Below are 16,384 nucleotides of genomic sequence, written 5' to 3'. Positions count from 1 at the left end.
CCCGACCCGCCACCCACTGATCATCGGGACGTTCTGCCTGGTCAGGGGCGCCTGAGGTCGAGGACGGGCCAGTGTCGGCGCCCGCACGAAAGCCCTGCCGGTCCCCGCTCAGCCGTCGGCCCGGAAGTCCTGGCCGAGCAGCACGGTGATCTCCGCGTTGGGTGCCGGGGCGGCCTTCCGTACGGCGCTGCCGGGCAGACCCAGGGTCTTGGCGACCTCGGCGGCCTCCGCGCGATGGGCCTCGTCACCGTAAGTGACCTCGGAGGTGGCCGCAGGGTCGGTCCGCCCGCTGTCGACGACCGCGTATCCGCCGTTGACCAGCAGGACCCGGGCCTTCTCGGGGGCGTCGCCCGCCCCTCCGGCGTCACGGACGGCCACCCGGACCGCCGCTCCCTTCTCCGGTGCGGTGACGGATCCGCCGAGGATCTTCTTGACCACGTCGTCGGCGGCGCGCGCGGTGAGGCCGCCGTCCTCCTGGACGGGCAGCAGCTCGGTCCGGTAGTCGCCGCCCTTGGCGTACTCGGAGAGGGTGGCCAGGGAGGCTCCCAGGGCGCTCTCGGTGAGCGGGGGCTCCAGGATCTGGCCCAGGGTCTCCACGGTGACGGTGGCCGACCGGGCGTCGCTCGGCATCTTGCGCAGCACCGCCTGCATGACCTGGCCGAAGCGCTGGAGCTGCCGGGTCTCGGGCTCACCGGAGCCGCGATGGGTGGCGTACGCGACGGCGGCACGGCCGTTGAGGGTCTGGTCCTCGCCCTTCCGGACGAGGGGATCGCCGCCCTTGGGCGCCGGGACCTCCGTGTCGGTGGTCAGGTCCACGGTGCCGACGAGTTCGACCAGATTCTCCAGGAAGGGGGTGTCCAGCCGCCAGGTGCTGGTGATCTTCGCGCCGAAGAGGGCGCCGATCGCCTCCCGCGTCCCCTCGGATCCGTCCTCGTCGACCGATTCGGCCAGCGTGGTGCCGGTGCCGTCGTCGTTGGTGACCGCCAGGGTGTTGGGCAGCAGCACCGTGGTGCCCTGACGGCTGGTGGAGTTGTCCACGAGCAGCGCCGTCGAGGTGCCCTTCTTCTTGGTGTTGTGCAGATGGACGACGATCGCGGCCCGCTTCTGCGCACCTCCGGCCGCCGTACCGCCCGGGTCCTCACCGGAGTCGCCGGAGAACCCGCCGGAGAGCCAGAGATAGCCGGCCCCGCCCACCAGGACCAGCGCCACGGTGACGACCAGCGCGACGATCCGGTTCCGGCCGCGGCGACGGGCCTCCTCGCGCCGCTCGGAACGGCTCTCGGTGAACTTCAGCCAGTCGATGACGTCCTCGGAGGCGTCATCCGGCTCCTCGATGAACGAGAACTGCTCGGTGCGGTACGCGTCCTCCGCCCCGGCCAGGCGCCGCTCGGAAGCGAACGCCCGCTGCTCCGGTACGGGAACGGGCTGCTCCGTTACGGGGGCGGGGTGGTCCGGCAGGGCGGCGGGCCGCTCCGGTACGGGGATCTGCCGGCCCGGCGCGGGCGTCTCGTACGAGGGGTGCGGGGTGTACGGGTCGTACGGCGCGGCCCCTGGTGCCGACGGGTCGTAGGGGGGCGCGGGCTGGGCCGGTGCCGGGTGGGAGGGCGCGTACCCCTGGACACCCTGCGGGGCCGCCGACTGCTCCTGGTACTGCTGGTATTCCTGATACTGCTGCTGCTGGTGCTGCTGCTGCGCCGGATAGGGCTGCTGGTACGTCTGATGCGCGTAGGGGTCGTACTGCTGGAGCTGTTCGTAGACCGGCTGCCCGTACTCGTCGTAGCCGATGAGCCTCGGCTGCGGGCCGTACGGGTCGTACGGGCTGTGCTGGTCGTTCACCGGTGCCCCTCTCCGCGGCTCACTCGCCGCGGTACAACTGGCGCTTGTCGATGTAGCGCACCACACCATCAGGCACGAGATACCAGACGGGATCGTGCTTGGCGACCCTCGCGCGGCAGTCGGTGGAGGAGATGGCCAGCGCCGGCACCTCCACCAGGGAGGTCTTGCCCTCGGGCAGCCCGTCGTCGGTCAGATCATGGCCCGGACGGGTCACCCCGATGAAATGGGCCAGGGAGAACAGCTCCGTCGCGTCACGCCAGCCGAGGATCTGTGACAGGGCGTCGGCCCCGGTGATGAAGAAGAGGTCCGCGTCCTCGTTGAGGGAGTGCAGATCCCGGAGGGTGTCGATCGTGTAGGTCGGCCCCGGCCGGTCGATGTCGATCCGGCTGACCGAGAACTGCGGGTTGGAGGCCGTGGCGATGACCGTCATCAAATAGCGGTCCTCGGGAGGGGACACGGCCTTGTGGGTCTTCTGCCACGGCTGACCCGTCGGGACGAACACCACCTCGTCCAGGTGGAAGAGGGCGGCCACCTCACTGGCGGCCACCAGATGCCCATGGTGGATGGGGTCGAACGTCCCGCCCATCACACCCAACCGCCGTCGGCCGGAGCCGTCACCCGTCGGCACTTCCTGCTCTCCCATGCGTGCAGACCCTACTGGCACGGTCGCTCGGTACGGCCGGCTCAGCGGTCGCGGTTGAAGCTCACGGTGATCCACAGCAGCAGGAGCAGCGCGATCAGGGCGCCGCCACCGGTGAGGATCGGCTCAAGGCTGGGGTGGTTGAGCGTCTTGTCGCCCTCGGCGAGAGTGACCAGGTTGGCGGAGGTGCTGGAGAGGCTCATCTTCGGCGGGCCCTTATCGAGTCGGAGGAACAAAGCGGAGAAACAAAGCGGAGAGACTTCGCCCACATGGTATGCGGGACCCTCGGGCACGCTCACGCCGACTCAGGCGTTGTGGAGGTCGGGGCACCGATCCACCCGGTGCCAGAGGGGCGTGCGGGCGCCTGAGGAGCTGGTTTTCAGGTTATCCACAGGCTCCGACGCCCGGCGAGTCCACCACCTACGCTGGGGTCTGTCAGGGGGCGAGAGGGGTCCACCGCGCACATCGGCACCACCCGACCGTGTCCGCACGGCGGGCCCGCCGCTCGGCACGGGATGCCTGTCCGCACCCAGTCACCGATCACCGATCCGATACCGCGCGAGCCGTCGCCCGGCCTATCGCATGACCTACCGAAACCCATACGCACCCATAAGCACAGAAGTACACGTACCAACCGGTTCACAGGGGGCCTGAATGTCCGAAAGCAGCCACACGAACATGCCGAGCAGGCAGCGCAAGCGCTTCCCGGGCATCTCCTCGCGGGCCTATGAGCACCCGGCGGACCGCTCGGCGCTGGTGGCGCTGCGCAAGCTGACCGGCTTCGACACCGTCTTCAAGTCGCTGAGCGGGCTGCTCCCCGAGCGGAGCCTGCGTCTGCTCTTCCTCTCCGACTCGGTACGGGTGAGCGATGAGCAGTTCGCCCATCTCCATTCCCTGCTGAGGGATGCCTGTTACGTCCTGGACCTGGAGAAGGTCCCGGCGATGTATGTCACCCAGGACCCCCGGCCCAACGCGATGTGCATCGGACTGGACGAGCCGATCATCGTGGTCACCACCGGGCTGGTGGAGCTGCTCGACGAGGAGGAGATGCGGGCGGTCGTCGGCCATGAGGTGGGCCACGCGCTCTCGGGCCACGCGGTCTACCGCACCATCCTGCTCTTCCTGACCAATCTGGCGCTCAAGGTCGCCTGGATCCCGCTGGGCAATGTGGCGATCATGGCCATCGTCACCGCGCTGCGGGAGTGGTTCCGCAAGTCGGAGCTGTCGGCCGACCGCGCCGGGCTGCTGGTGGGCCAGGATCTTCAGGCGTCGATGCGCGGGCTGATGAAGATAGCCGGTGGCAATCACCTCCATGAGATGAATGTCGACGCGTTCCTGCGCCAGGCCGAGGAGTACGAGAAGGGCGGCGACCTCCGGGACTCCGTGCTGAAGATCCTCAATGTGCTGCCGCGCTCCCACCCGTTCACCACGGTGCGGGCCGCGGAGCTGAAGAAGTGGGCGGAGAGCCGTGACCACCAGCGGATCCTGGACGGTCACTACCCCCGGCGCTCGGAGGACAAGGACACCTCGGTGACCGACTCCCTCCGGGAGTCCGCCGCCCATTACGCGGACACCGTGCGCACCAGCAAGGATCCGCTGATGAAGCTGGTCGGCGACATAGCCGGCGGCGCGGGCGACCTCGGCGGGCGGCTGCGCGACAGGTTCACCGGCAACGGCAATGGCAACAGCGCCGGAAGCGGGAACGGCGGCGGGAGCACCGCCGGCGACGGGCCGAAGGGTGGTGCGGACAGCGGCGGCACGGTCTAGGAGAGCACGGTCCAGATGAGGACCGGCGGGGAGAGGACCGGCGGGGAGAGCGCGGCCCCCGCGCGGCTCCGGGTACGGGCGGCGGGTCCGGGGGCCGCGCTCGGCTGGGCAGCGGGGGCCAGGGCCCCGCAGAGCGCCGCGGGGAGGCCGTCCGGGGCGTAGGGGTCGGTGACGGCCGGGAAGCCCGTGGCGGGCCGCTCACCGGCCAGCAGGGGGCGCAGGGCGCCCGAGACATCCTCGGCACAGCTGTGCGGGCCGGCCTGGACCCGCGCGGCCACCAGCTCGGCCCGGCGCCGTTCGAGGTCCTCCCGGTCGAAACGGAAGTGCAGTTCCCGCCGGACGGTGAAGAGCGAGGCACCCGGAGCCCCTCCGGCTCCACTCGCTCCGCTCACCGCTCCCGGCGGGCCGGTACCGACACCCGGCCCGGATCCGATACCCGGCCCGGTTCCGGCGCCGGGGCGGGTGACGGTGCCGGGGCCGGTGGCGGTCGCCGGGTCCCTCGTTCCCCGCTCCGCCGGGCCCGCGCCGGGGCGGGGAGCCGGGCGGAGGGCGTAGACGAAGGTGTGGTCGGCGGTGACCTCCAGGGCACGGGAGCCGGCCTCGGCGACGGTCAGGGTGCCGCGCACCCGGACGGCGGAGTCGGCCAGGGCCACCCGGGCGGGGTCGAAGCGGACGAGCCAGCCGGTCGCCGCGTGCCGCCCGTCGGAGGCGGGGTCGGTCATGCTCCGGTCGAACTGCCGGTGCTGGGCGGGATCGAGCAGCAGGCGCACGGGCCGGACCGCGCCGCCGGTGAGGACCTTGGGATCGAGGGAGGACGCGACCAGGAAGTCCTTGGCGAGAGTGAGCGCGGCCAGCACCTGACCGGTGGAGAAATGCTCCGTACGGCGGACGGCGGGCAGGGCGACACCGGCGGCCCCGGCCCGGAAGTGCGCGGCGGGACTGCGGGTGTAGAGATCGGCGGGGGTGCCCCCGGGGACGGGGCCCTGCGGGGCGAGGGGGATCACGGTGATGCGCAGCGGGGCGGGACGGCCGGTGGATCTGTCCTGGAAGGAGGGCCGGATACCGAGGTAGATCGCGGTGCCGAAGACCAGGGCGATGAGCAGGGAGAGCAGTCCGATGATGAAGAAGGTCGGCAGGGAGCCCGCGGGCGGGCGGTGCGCGGGGAGGCTGCGGACGGCACGGGTGTGGCCGTCCAGCCGTTCCCGGGCGGAGTACTCCTGGAGCCGTGCCGCCTGTACAAACGATTCGTCGAAGACGACGGACCGGTATTCGTCCTCGCCGCCGTCGGGGAGACCCTCGGGTGTCCCGTCGGGTGGGCCTCTGCGTCCAGCCATACTCTGAGGGTTGGTCCTCGGGGGCTTCCGTAAACGTGGTGGTGCGGGGCGCGGGGGACCACGGGGTGTGTCAGGGGGCGCTCGGGTCCGCGGTGACCGGGGGCTCCGGGCGGACGGGCGGTGCCGAAGGGGCGACCAGCCGGGCGGCACCACTGGGGGCGGTGGCGTCGACGCCGGTGGTGGCGGGTGAGGGCACCGGGTCCTCGCGGTTGCCGGAGGCTCCCCGGTAGACGGCGGTGAAGGCCAGGGCGATCATGCCGACGCCCATCAGCACGGCCAGTACCCAGGCGACCGGCCGGTGCCAGCGGGCGCTGCCCCGGTAGGGGCGCAGGGCGCCGCCGTGGGGGCCGTAGGGGTCGGCGTCCCAGGGGTCGTCCGGGGAGCCGTCGTCGCGGGAGCGGTCACGGCCGTCGTAGGCGTCGTCGTGGACGCCCATGGCCGCTCCGGCGCGGGCCGCCTCGGCCTCCGCGCGGGCCTGGGCGGCGGCCACCAGCCGCTCCACCGCGGTCGGCTCATGGACTTCGGCGGACCGGACGAAGTCCTCGTCGAAGACCACGGAGGCGAAGTCCTCGTCCGCGCCTCCGCGGTCGTCGTCGGGCTCCCAGCCGTCCGGGAACGGCCTGCCCCCCACGTCGTCCGGCACGTTTTCAGAGTAGACCCGCCCGGTGGGTTTGGGCAGAGCGGGAAGCTTTCCGGTGCCCGGCGGGGGCTATCGGGTGTGGCCGTCCCCGGTGACGATGTACTTGGTGGAGGTCAGCTCCGGCAGTCCCATCGGCCCGCGGGCGTGCAGCTTCTGGGTGGAGATGCCGATCTCCGCGCCGAAGCCGAACTGGCCGCCGTCGGTGAAGCGGGTGGAGGCGTTGACGGCGACCGTGGTGGAGTCGACCAGTTGGGTGAATCGGCGGGCGGCGGCCTGCGAGGTGGTGACGATGGCCTCGGTGTGGCCGGAGGACCAGCGGCGGATATGGGCGACGGCGTCGTCCAGGGAGTCGACCACGGCGGCGGCGATGTCGTACGAGAGGTACTCGGTCTCCCAGTCCTCGGGGCCCGCCTCGACCACGGTCGCCTTGGTGCCCTCGGCGCGGGCACGGACCCGGTCGTCGGCGTGGACGGTGACCCCGGCGTCCGCGAGGGCGTCGAGCGCGCGGGGCAGGAAGGCGTCGGCGATGTCCCGGTGGACGAGCAGGGTCTCGGCGGCGTTGCAGACGCTGGGGCGCTGGGCCTTGGAGTTGATCAGGATGTCGACGGCCATGTCGAGGTCGGCGTCGGCGTCCACATAGACATGGCAGTTGCCGGTCCCGGTCTCGATGACGGGGACGGTGGACTGCTCGACCACGGTGCGGATCAGTCCGGCGCCGCCGCGCGGGATCAGGACGTCCACCAGGCCTCGGGCGCGCATCAGCTCCTGCACCGCGTCACGGGACTCACCGGGGACGAGCTGGACCGCGTCGGCGGGCAGCCCGGCACCGGCGACGGCCTCGCGCACCACGGCCACCAGCGCGGTGTTGGAGGAGTACGCGGAGGAGGAGCCGCGGAGCAGCACCGCGTTGCCGGACTTGAGGCAGAGGGCGGCGGCGTCGACGGTCACATTGGGGCGGGCCTCGTAGATGATGCCGACCACGCCGAGAGGGACCCGGATCTGGCGGAGGTCGATGCCGTTGGGCAGGGTGGAGCCGCGGACGACCTCTCCCACCGGGTCGGGCAGGGCGGCGACATGGCGGACATCGGCGGCGATGGCCCGGACCCGCTCGGGGGTGAGGGTGAGCCGGTCGATGACGGTCTCGCTGGTACCGGCCTGCCGGGCGCGGTCGATGTCGTCGGCGTTGGCGGTCACGATCTCGGCCGCGCGGGCCTCCAGGGCGTCCGCCACGGCCAGCAGCGCCGCGTCCTTCGCCGAGCGCGGCAGGGGCGCGATCCCGGCGGCGGCGTCCCGCGCCCGCCGGGCGGCCAGGGTGACCGGGGAGAGGGTGTCGTGCGGCGAGGACGGCGTGCTCGTGGTCATACCCCGCAGGGTAGTGCGCCCGCCCGGGACGGCCGCCCCCGGTCGCGGTCCGTCCCGTACTCCGAGACGGCTCCCGAAGGGCCGGGGAACCCGGAGCCCCGGCCGGCGGGCGCCCGGACACCGGGTACCCGCCCGCCGGGGCCGGAAGGACTGAAAGGGCCGGAAGGAACGGAAGGGAACGGAAGGGAAGGGCTAGAAGGGATGGACACCCACGGGGGATGCGGGTGGCGGGCCGTAGCCCTCCGCGATCCGCTGGTGATAGGTCTGCCGGTCGATCACCTCAAGGCCGACGATCGTCCACGGCGGCAGCTGGGCGGTCGCGCGGTGCTCGCCCCAGAGCCGGAGGGCGACGGCCGCCGCGTCATGGAGGTCCCGCGCCTCCTCCCAGTACCTGATCTCGGCGTGATCGTTGGCATAGCGGCTGGTCAGAAGGAAGGGATGGTCATGTGCGAGCTGTTCCAGACCACGCCGCACCTCCTTGAGGGGTGCTTCCTCACCGGAGACGCTGAGGGTGATGTGCCACAGCTTCGACGGTGTCCTGTCGTCCGTCTCGAAATCGGTGTCGGTATCGGTGCCGGCCCGGCTTCCGGGCACCCGGCCGGTGCCCTCCCCCCGGGCGCCCCTGGACTGCTGTCCACCGCTGCCGTTCGGCCGGCCCGGGGCCGGGAAACCGCCCCGGCCGAACCCCACGGTGCCCAGACCGAGCACCACCGCCGATCCCGCGGGCCCCTCCCGCCGCACCGGATCGGCGGACCTCCCCGGATCGGCGGAACCGCCGTCGGGGGTGCCCGCCTCGACGGCCGTCAGCGCTCTCTCCTCCCCCGCGGCCCGGCGGACGGCGGCGTCCTGGGCCGTTCTCCGGGGCTGCTCACCGCCTGTCCTGCGGGCCGCCCCCCGTGTCTCCCCCGCCGCCCCGCGGGTGGTGGTCTCCCCCGCTGTCCTGCGGATGTGCGGAACGACCCCGTTCCCTCGGGGCACATCCCCTGGGCGCGCTCGTCTCACCGGCGGCCTCCTGTTTGCATGGTCGGTCGTGCTGTATCCCGATGGAACGGGTCCCCCGCAACAAAGTTGACCAGCCCTGGACCGAACATGGGGTGCTTTTGGTAAAGGTCCCTGTTGGTTGGCGGGACTTTCAGCCGTTTCAGGCGTGGAGGACGACCAGATCGTCCCTGTGTACGACTTCCCGCTCGTACGCGGGACCGAGTTCCCGGGCGAGGTCCCGGGTGGACCGGCCGAGGAGCTGGGGGATCTCCTTGGCGTCGAAGTTCACCAGCCCCCGGGCGACCGCGTCGCCCCGCCCGTCCCTCAGCTCCACCGGGTCCCCGGCGCTGAACTCTCCCTCGACCGCGGCGATCCCCGCGGGCAGCAGCGACTTGCGCCCCCGGACCACCGCGTCGACCGCCCCGTCGTCCAGGATCAGCGCGCCCCGGGGAGTGGAGGCGTGCGCGAGCCAGAGCAGCCGGTCGGCGGAGCGCCGGCCGGTGCGGTGGAAGAAGGTCCCGGTGGCCCGGCCCGCCAGCGCGTCCGCCGCGTGCACGGCGGAGGTGAGGACGACCGGGACCCCGGCCGCCGCCGCGATCCGCGCCGCCTCCACCTTGGTGACCATCCCGCCGGTGCCGACCCCCGCCCGGCCGGGGCTGCCGATCTCCACATGGGCGATGTCCTGCGGCCCGCGCACCTCCTCGACACGGGAGCTGCCCGGCCGGGCCGGATCGCCGTCGTAGAGCCCGTCCACATCCGACAGGAGCACCAGCAGATCGGCCCGGACCAGATGGGCGACGAGGGCGGCGAGCCGGTCGTTGTCGCCGAAGCGGATCTCGTCCGTGGCGACGGTGTCGTTCTCGTTGACGACCGGCAGCGCGCCCATGGCCAGGAGCTGGTCCAGGGTGCGATAGGCGTTGCGGTAGTGGACCCGGCGGCTGGTGTCGTCGGTGGTGAGCAGCACCTGTCCGACGCGTACGCCGTAGCGGGCGAACGAAGCGGTGTAGCGGGCGACCAGCAGACCCTGGCCGACGCTGGCGGCGGCCTGCTGCCGGGCGAGGTCCTTGGGCCGGCGGGCGAGGCCGAGTGGGGAGAGCCCGGCGGCGATGGCACCGGAGGAGACCAGGACGATCTCCTTCTCACCGCCGCTGCGCACGGTGGCGAGCACATCGACCAGAGCGTCCACCCGGTCGGCGTCGAGCCCGCCCGACGCGGTGGTCAGGGAGGACGAACCGACCTTGACGACGATTCTGCGGGCCTGGGTCACCTGCTGTCTTGCCTCAGTCACGGACCGAATCTACGCCAGGCGGCGGTCGGGGCGCCGGGGCATTTCAGCCGCTGGACAGGCATCTGGACAAGCGGTTGGACCAGGTGCCGGACCAGGTGCCTGACACAGTGCCGGACCAGGTGCCGGACCAGCGGCGGTCCAGCACAGACGGCCCAGGCAGCCCAGGCGGCCCCGACAGCGCTGACCGGCCCGGACAACGCCGCGGGGCCCGTACGGAGAGTTCCGTACGGGCCCCGACGAAGCACCGGTGGATCAGCGCGGCAGCGGCGCCTGGGCGTCGCCCGCCCCGGTCGACCCGAGCGGCCCGGCGCTCAGCTCGTCCTCCAGCGGATCGGTGCCCGCCTCGGCGCGCGCCTGGTCCATGAGCCGCTGCTCGACCCCGAGGTTGCGGGACTCGGCCTCGGCCGTGAGCGCGCGGACGGCGTCGTTGAAGCGGTCCATGGAGGTGGGGTGGTCGGGACCGAGGAGGTACTCCTTCAGGTCCTTGCGGGCCCGCGCCAGCGGGTCACGGTCGGCGGAGGCGACCGCCGCGAGCAGATCGTCCAGCTCGGCCGCGCTGTTGGTGAGGATCACCGCGGCGCGGGCCGCCGTGTTCTGCCGCCGGAACTCGTCCGCGCCCAGCTCGGCGGAGTCGGTCAGGGCGTACGGCTTACCGCTCGCCATGAAGTCCGAGACCACGCTGGAGATGTCCGAGACCATCGCGTCGGACTCGTTGAAGCAGTCGTACAGCTTGGGCTCGGCGCCCTTCACGACCAGGTGCTCCCACCAGCCGACGGAGCGCCAGTAGGCCGCGTTCCACTCGGCGCGCAGGGCCTTGATCCGGGCCAGCCGCTGGGGGTCGGCGAGGGAGTCGCGGGACAGCTCGGCGCCGTCCCGGCCCGACTTGCCGGTGATCGCCAGCTCCGCCAGCTCGGCCTCGATCCGGACCATCTCGGCCTTGGCGTCCTCCTGGTCCTGCTTGGCCGCGACGGCCTGGGCGGCCCAGCTCGGGTCGGCGGCACGGGCCGCGTTGGCGTCGGCGATCATCTTGGTGATGGTCGCCGAGACGATCTTGGCCTGCTTGTCCCGGATACCGGTGAACGGGTGCGGCTTGAAGATGACCCGGACCGGGTTCTCCGCGGTCAGCAGCCGGCGGATGATGTTCTCGCCCGCGAGCAGTATCGAGGTGTTGCCCGGGTTGGTGTCCCAGCCCTCCCAGGTGGGGGCGTACAGGACGGTCGGGATCGGGTTCTTCGGCGTACCGGTCCAGGACCGGATCGGGGCCAGCTGGGGCCGCCCGACCTCCACGATGTCGTCGTCGCGGACACCGACATCGGCCAGCGCGTAGCGGTCACGCCCGGCCCGCCCGGCGGTCCACACCTCGTCGTACACCTTGCTGTACGGGTTGACGCTGGCGAGCTTGTCGCTGTCGCCGTGCCCGATGAAGACATGCTGGATGGTGGGGACGCGCAGCAGGTGGATGTTCTTGCCGACGTTCGCCGGGTAGAGCGCGACCCGGACCGAGGAGAGGTCCATGTTCATCAGATGGGTGGCGCCGGGGACGCAGATCACCGGGACGGTGGTCGGGTGGAGCTTTCCGACCAGGCCGCGCTCCCGCATGATGATCAGCGGCCGGCCCTCGATGTTCTCCATCGTCTCCAGCCACATGTTGCCCTGGTAGGCGGACTCACTGGAGCCGGAGAAGTAGAGGACCGTGGTGGGCTGGTACTCGCGCAGCCACTCGCTGACCGCCTCCAGGACGACCGGGGCGGCCGGGACGCGCTTGCTGCGGCGGAGATACGGGGCGAGCAGGCCGATGTAGCCGAGGCCGAGGGCGACGCTGAGGCCGACACCCGCGTAACCGAGGGCGTCGGTGCCCAGCGCGACGGCGAGCACCACTCCGGCGACGGCCGGGATGTCCAGGTGGAGCATCTTCTCGGCGGCCCGGCGGCGCAGCGCCAGCGGGGCGGCGTCCGGGATGGTGAGCTGGAGGTCGACGTTACGGGTGACCACCGGCATGGCGCGGCGGAGCCGGATCAGCGTCGTCAGCGCGCCGTGCGGGGCCTGGAGACCGTAGAAGACCAGGAAGCCCGCGACGGCGGTGTAGAAGAGGGGATCCTCGGCGAGGCCCTCCCGCGCCAGCAGCAGGACCAGCAGCACCTGACGGAGCAGGAAGCGGATGGTGAGTCCGACGCGGACCTTCGCCAGCCGGTTGACGAGGTAGCTGCCCTTGCGGTGCAGATACCAGTCGGCCGTGTAGGTCAGGGCCGCGAAGGCCGCGAAGAGCCAGACGTTCGGCAGCAACGCGGCGATCATGACGCATGGATAACCGAGTCCGATGAGCGCCGCGGCGGCCAGCTCGGACAGACTGCCGACGCGTGCCAGACGAATGGCGGTGGAAATCACGGAGAACCTGCTCCAAAGGGTGCCGATGTGGTCCTTTTTGCGAGAATTGCGAATCCGGAACTTCGCAACCCTATGGCGGAGTCAGGATCTCGCACAGGACAGAACCGGGCCTCCGAATCCTCCGACGTCCCGGAAAGGTGCACGTCGGGGCGGATCACGGAGGCCCGAAACTGCTGTGACAGCATTCATCGCTTTAACTGCGAATTATTGCATATCTTCGTCACGCGCCAGAACGGCGGCGAGTGCCTGCTCAAATCCGGACGCCTCGCTGGCACCGCGGGTCGGGTCCTGCTGGCGTACGTCGATCACATGCCCGGTCAGCTCCGAGAGCAGAACGTCGAGCGAGGTACGGGCGACCGCCTCGGAGGAGAGCAGGCTGCCCGCCGGCTCCGCGCCGAAGGCCTTGGTGCGCATCGGGGTCGCGGTGCGCTCCGGGTTGACGCAGTTGACGCGGATGCCCTCGCCCGCCCACTCGTCGGAGAGCGCCTGGGTCAGATTGACCATGGCCGCCTTGGTGGAGGAGTACAGGCTGTACTCGGCACGGCCCCGGGTGTAGCTGGAGGAGGTGTACAGCAGCAGCTGGCCCTTGGTCTCGGCCAGGTACTTGTAGGAGGCGCGGGCGATGTGGACGGGCGCCAGGTAGTTGACGTTCAGCGCTTCCTGGATGGTGTTGTTGTCCGTCTCGGCCAGCTTGCCGATGCGCAGCACACCCGCGGTGTTGATGACGTAGTCGATCCGGCCGGTCTCCGAGTAGGCCTTGGAGAGGGCGTCGTCCACGTGCTCCGGGTTCTCGACATGGGTGCCGGTGGTGGAGCGGCCCAGCGCGTAGACCTTGGCGCCGTACTGCTCGGCGAGGGTGGCGATGTCCGCGCCGATGCCGTACGAGCCGCCGAAGACGACGAGGGTGCGGCCCTGGAGCAGCTCCCGGTAGGCGGCCTCGTCGGCCTGGACGGGGGCGGCGGTGGAGGCCAGCTGGAAGAGCTTGTCGGCGATGAAGACATCGACCGGCTGGGTGACCTTCATGTTGTACTCGTCGCCCGCGACCACGTGGATCGGCACATCGGGCAGGTACTTCAGGACGACCGAGCAGTCGTCGGTGGCCTGGAAGTTCGGGTCGCCCGCGGCGACCTCGTACGCCCGGCGGATGGTGGAGAGCTTGAACGCCTGCGGGGTCTGGCCGCGGCGCAGCCGGGAGCGGTCCGGGACGTCGGTGATGAACTCGCCGTCCTCGCCGTGGGTGCGGGTCACGATGATGGTGTCCGCGGACGGGATGGCGACATCGACGGCCTGGTAGCGGTCCAGGGCGTCGGCACAGTCCTGGATCACTCGCTGTGACAGCAGCGGGCGGACGGCGTCATGGAAGAGGACATTGCGGTCCTCGCCCTCGGCCAGTCCCTCGCCGAGAGCGGCGATGGCGCGCTCGGTGGTCTCGTTCCGGGTGCTGCCGCCCTCGATGACCTTGACGACCTTGGTGAGACCGGCCTTGGCGACGATCTTCTCCACATCGGGGACATACCCCGGGGCCATCAGGACGATCACGTCGTCGATGCACTCGGCCTGCTCGAAGATGGTCAGCGTGTGCTCGATGACAGCCTTGCCGGCGATCTTCAGCAGCTGCTTCGGGATCGACAGACCCACGCGCTGACCGGTACCTCCGGCCAGGACGACAGCCGTGGTACGGGGCTTGGCTTCGTGCGGCACAGACACAGAACGACCTACCTTCAGACGAGTGAGACCGTGCGATGGTCGCACTCTGTGTGACCGTCTCGCAAGGTGGACAACGACCGCCCCTCCTCCGGTGGCCACCGGTTGTTCACGGTGGGAGCAGGGCGGTTGCCTCCGGCGGCGCGGGAGGGCGGGGTGACGGAAGCCACAGTGTGGCCGGGTTTGGGTGGCCCTGTCACGGGCCGGGGGTGGACGGGACGGAGGGCCGGGGCCGCCGGGCGGCGCACCGGGGCCGGACCCGTGTGCGGATCACCGGTCGGTCACCCGCACCATCAGTTCATTGGCTTCTCCATAGATCAGCGAGATCTTCACGAGGAGCTGATCGAGGCGGCGGAGCCGGCGGACCACCCGGCGGGCGAGGAGCAGCGGGCGCGGGCGGTGGGCGAGCGCGTCGGGGTAGACGAAGACATCACCCTTCTGGATCACGTCGTCAAGGAGTCGGCCCACCCGTACCGGCTCATGGCCGGGGGTGAAGCGGAGCCAGAGGTCCCACAGGTCGGTGGGGTCCGCGCGGCGGCGGGCGAGGGTGTCCCCGGTGATGGTGACCTGGAAGCCCCGGGTGCCCTCACGGGTGCCGGGGAGGACCACCTCGCCCGGGGTGTCGCCCCGGCGGCGGAGGATCAGCGAGGGCTCGCCGGAGGGCTCCACGGGGCCGACCACCCGGCCCTCCAGGATGAGGTTCCGCCCGGAGCGGCGGACGGCGCCCGCCTCGATGTGCACGGGCCGTACCCAGGAGCGCAGGGCGAGCCGGTGGTCGGGGTCCTGCCGGTAGGGCACCAGCTGGCGCACACCGCTGTCGAAGGCCATCCGCTCGGTGATCCGCAGGGAGCCGCGCTGGTCGACGGAGCGGCTGAGGAGCGGGGCGGTCGCGCCGCTCGGGGGGTGCTCGGCGCGGCAGCTCCAGATGCCCTCGGCGAACTCGTCCCCGGCGGGGATCACGGCCCGGCCCGCCCGGCCGAAAAGATGGACCCGCTCGTCGACGGTGCCGTCGGAGCGGGTGCGGGAGCAGATCAGCCGGGTGCCGGGGTGGCTCAGGAACATCTCCTCGGCATGGAGCAGCGAGACCGTGAGGGAGCCGTCGGCCTCGGCGACACAGTCGGCGACGGGGGCGAAGGCCGTCGCGCCGCCCCCCGGGGCCCTGTCCGCTGTCCCGGGGGTACGGGAGCCCGCGGCGGGGGTACGGGAGCCCGCCACCGCGACGGCGGTACGGGAGCCGGCCCCGGCGGGACCCGGGACGGCTGGAGCCGGGGCGCCGGCCGCGCCCAGCTCGGCGAAGAGCTGCTCGTACCGCCGGGCGACGGCGGCGGGGTCGAAGCGGCGGCCGTTCTCCATCGCCGACTTGCCCATCCGCCGCCGCAGTTCCTCGTCCCCGATCAGCCGGAGCAGCGCGCGGGCGACGGCGTCGGCGTCGCCGACCGGGACCAGCAGCCCGTCCTCCCCCGGCGCGATGATCTCCCGGGGCCCGTAGTCGCAGTCGGTGCTGACGACCGGCAGGCCATTCCGCATCGCCTCCACCAGGGTCATACCGAAGGATTCATGACGGGAAGTGGAGACCGCGATGGAGCCTTTGACCCATTCCGGGTCGATCGGTGAACGGGGTCCCATCAAATGGACATGATTCGCCAGTCTGTATTTCAGGATCTGGCGCCGCAGCTTTGCCTTCTCGGCGCCCCAGCCGCACACCCGCAGGGTCCAGTCCGGCCGTTCGGCGACGACTTTGGCGAATGCCTTGATGAGTACTTCGTACTGCTTCTCCCGGGAGAGCCGTCCGGCGGCGACCACCACATTGCCGGTGAGTTCCGCGGGGGCGACCGTGGGCGCGGGAACGCTGTTGGGAATGGCGAGGATCCGGGTGTCCGGCAGCGGCATCCGCTCCCGCCAGACGGCGGCGTCGCCCTCGGAGACGGTAACGAAGGCGTCCAGGTCCGCGAGATGGGGCCGCAGCTCCTCGCGGAGCGCCTCCTTGTGGTGGTTGTGCGTCATGTGCTCCTGGCCGATGAGCACCGCCCCACCAGGGGCGAACCGGGCGGCGTAGGTGACGAGCCCCGGCCTGGTCCCGATGACGACGTCGGCGTCGGAGGTGGCGTAGTGCTCCCGCACCCGCTCGTCCGTGAGCCGGCTGTACTCCTGGTAACGGGCCTCGTGCCGGGGGAACGCCTCGGAGGGCTCGCGGTGGCGCGGGTGTTCCAGCTCGCAGCTCCGCGCCTTGGTCCGGATGTCGACCAGGGGGACGACGGTGATCCGCGGGTCCATGTCGAAGAGGGGGATGTTCCGGTGCCGGAAGACGGACACGATCTCGATCTCATGCCGGTCGGCCAACTCCTCCGCCAAATTCAGCGTGGTGCGGATCGTGCCACCGATGCCATAGATCGTATGGATGAGGAAGGAAATCTTCACCGGTACTCCGCTCGTCTGCCGGTACCTGT

Annotated in this window: 12 protein-coding genes; 1 reads left to right on the top strand and 11 read right to left on the bottom strand. The window is 71.4% G+C overall.

Going from position 1 to position 16,384, the window contains the following annotated elements; genetic code table 11:
- Positions 1–108: 108 nt before the first annotated feature.
- Genes ABT354_RS04425 through ABT354_RS04415 form a run of 3 tightly spaced genes read right to left on the bottom strand, consistent with a single transcriptional unit; the run spans position 109 to position 2,679 of the window.
- Positions 109–1,836 carry an LCP family protein gene (locus ABT354_RS04425; RefSeq protein ID WP_351488833.1) on the bottom strand — a complete coding sequence of 576 codons (1,728 nt, stop codon included), beginning with the start codon at positions 1,834–1,836 and terminating at the stop codon, positions 109–111.
- A gap of 19 nt (positions 1,837–1,855) precedes the next feature.
- Positions 1,856–2,479 (bottom strand): nicotinate-nucleotide adenylyltransferase, encoded by a 624-nt coding sequence (gene nadD, locus ABT354_RS04420; RefSeq protein ID WP_351488830.1) that lies wholly within the window; start codon positions 2,477–2,479, stop codon positions 1,856–1,858.
- A 41-nt stretch (positions 2,480–2,520) separates the two neighbouring features.
- A complete protein-coding gene (locus tag ABT354_RS04415; RefSeq protein ID WP_351488828.1) occupies positions 2,521–2,679 on the bottom strand; it encodes a hypothetical protein in 159 nt (52 codons plus the stop codon).
- 451 nt (positions 2,680–3,130) lie between these two features.
- Between ABT354_RS04415 and ABT354_RS04410 the strand changes: the two genes are divergently transcribed.
- Positions 3,131–4,243: a M48 family metallopeptidase gene (locus tag ABT354_RS04410; protein WP_351488825.1), complete on the top strand. Its 1,113-nt coding sequence runs from the start codon at positions 3,131–3,133 to the stop codon at positions 4,241–4,243.
- Here the strand turns inward: ABT354_RS04410 and ABT354_RS04405 are convergent.
- The 8 genes from ABT354_RS04405 to ABT354_RS04370 all read right to left on the bottom strand — a co-directional run bounded on the left by ABT354_RS04405 (position 4,240) and on the right by ABT354_RS04370 (position 16,355).
- On the bottom strand, positions 4,240–5,577 hold the full coding sequence (locus tag ABT354_RS04405; protein WP_351488822.1) for an SCO2583 family membrane protein: 1,338 nt from the start codon (positions 5,575–5,577) through the stop codon (positions 4,240–4,242). The two genes, ABT354_RS04410 and ABT354_RS04405, sit on opposite strands and share 4 nt — an antisense overlap.
- Positions 5,578–5,647: 70 nt before the next feature.
- Positions 5,648–6,220 (bottom strand): SCO2584 family spore wall biosynthesis protein, encoded by a 573-nt coding sequence (locus tag ABT354_RS04400; RefSeq protein WP_351488820.1) that lies wholly within the window; start codon positions 6,218–6,220, stop codon positions 5,648–5,650.
- Positions 6,221–6,286: 66 nt separating this feature from the next.
- A complete protein-coding gene (locus ABT354_RS04395) occupies positions 6,287–7,579 on the bottom strand; it encodes a glutamate-5-semialdehyde dehydrogenase (protein ID WP_351488817.1) in 1,293 nt (430 codons plus the stop codon).
- A gap of 192 nt (positions 7,580–7,771) precedes the next feature.
- The gene (locus ABT354_RS04390; protein WP_502983329.1) at positions 7,772–8,269 is read right to left on the bottom strand and encodes a DUF8830 family protein; all 498 of its coding nucleotides are present in this window, start codon (positions 8,267–8,269) and stop codon (positions 7,772–7,774) included.
- A 451-nt stretch (positions 8,270–8,720) separates the two neighbouring features.
- Entirely contained in the window at positions 8,721–9,848 is a 1,128-nt protein-coding gene (gene proB / locus ABT354_RS04385; RefSeq protein WP_351488814.1) for a glutamate 5-kinase, read from the bottom strand.
- Between the two features lie 252 nt (positions 9,849–10,100).
- A complete protein-coding gene (locus ABT354_RS04380) occupies positions 10,101–12,233 on the bottom strand; it encodes a CDP-glycerol glycerophosphotransferase family protein (protein ID WP_351488811.1) in 2,133 nt (710 codons plus the stop codon).
- 204 nt (positions 12,234–12,437) lie between these two features.
- Positions 12,438–13,940, bottom strand: a complete 1,503-nt coding sequence (locus ABT354_RS04375) for an SDR family NAD(P)-dependent oxidoreductase (RefSeq protein WP_351488808.1) — start codon at positions 13,938–13,940, stop codon at positions 12,438–12,440.
- A gap of 267 nt (positions 13,941–14,207) precedes the next feature.
- Positions 14,208–16,355, bottom strand: a complete 2,148-nt coding sequence (locus ABT354_RS04370; RefSeq protein ID WP_351488805.1) for a glycosyltransferase family 4 protein — start codon at positions 16,353–16,355, stop codon at positions 14,208–14,210.
- Positions 16,356–16,384 lie beyond the last annotated feature (29 nt).

This window comes from Streptomyces sp. NPDC000594 (genome assembly GCF_040299965.1).
GTDB lineage: Bacteria > Actinomycetota > Actinomycetes > Streptomycetales > Streptomycetaceae > Streptomyces.
Note: the sequence above shows the minus strand (reverse complement) of the source record. Positions and strands in the feature narration are given on the sequence as shown.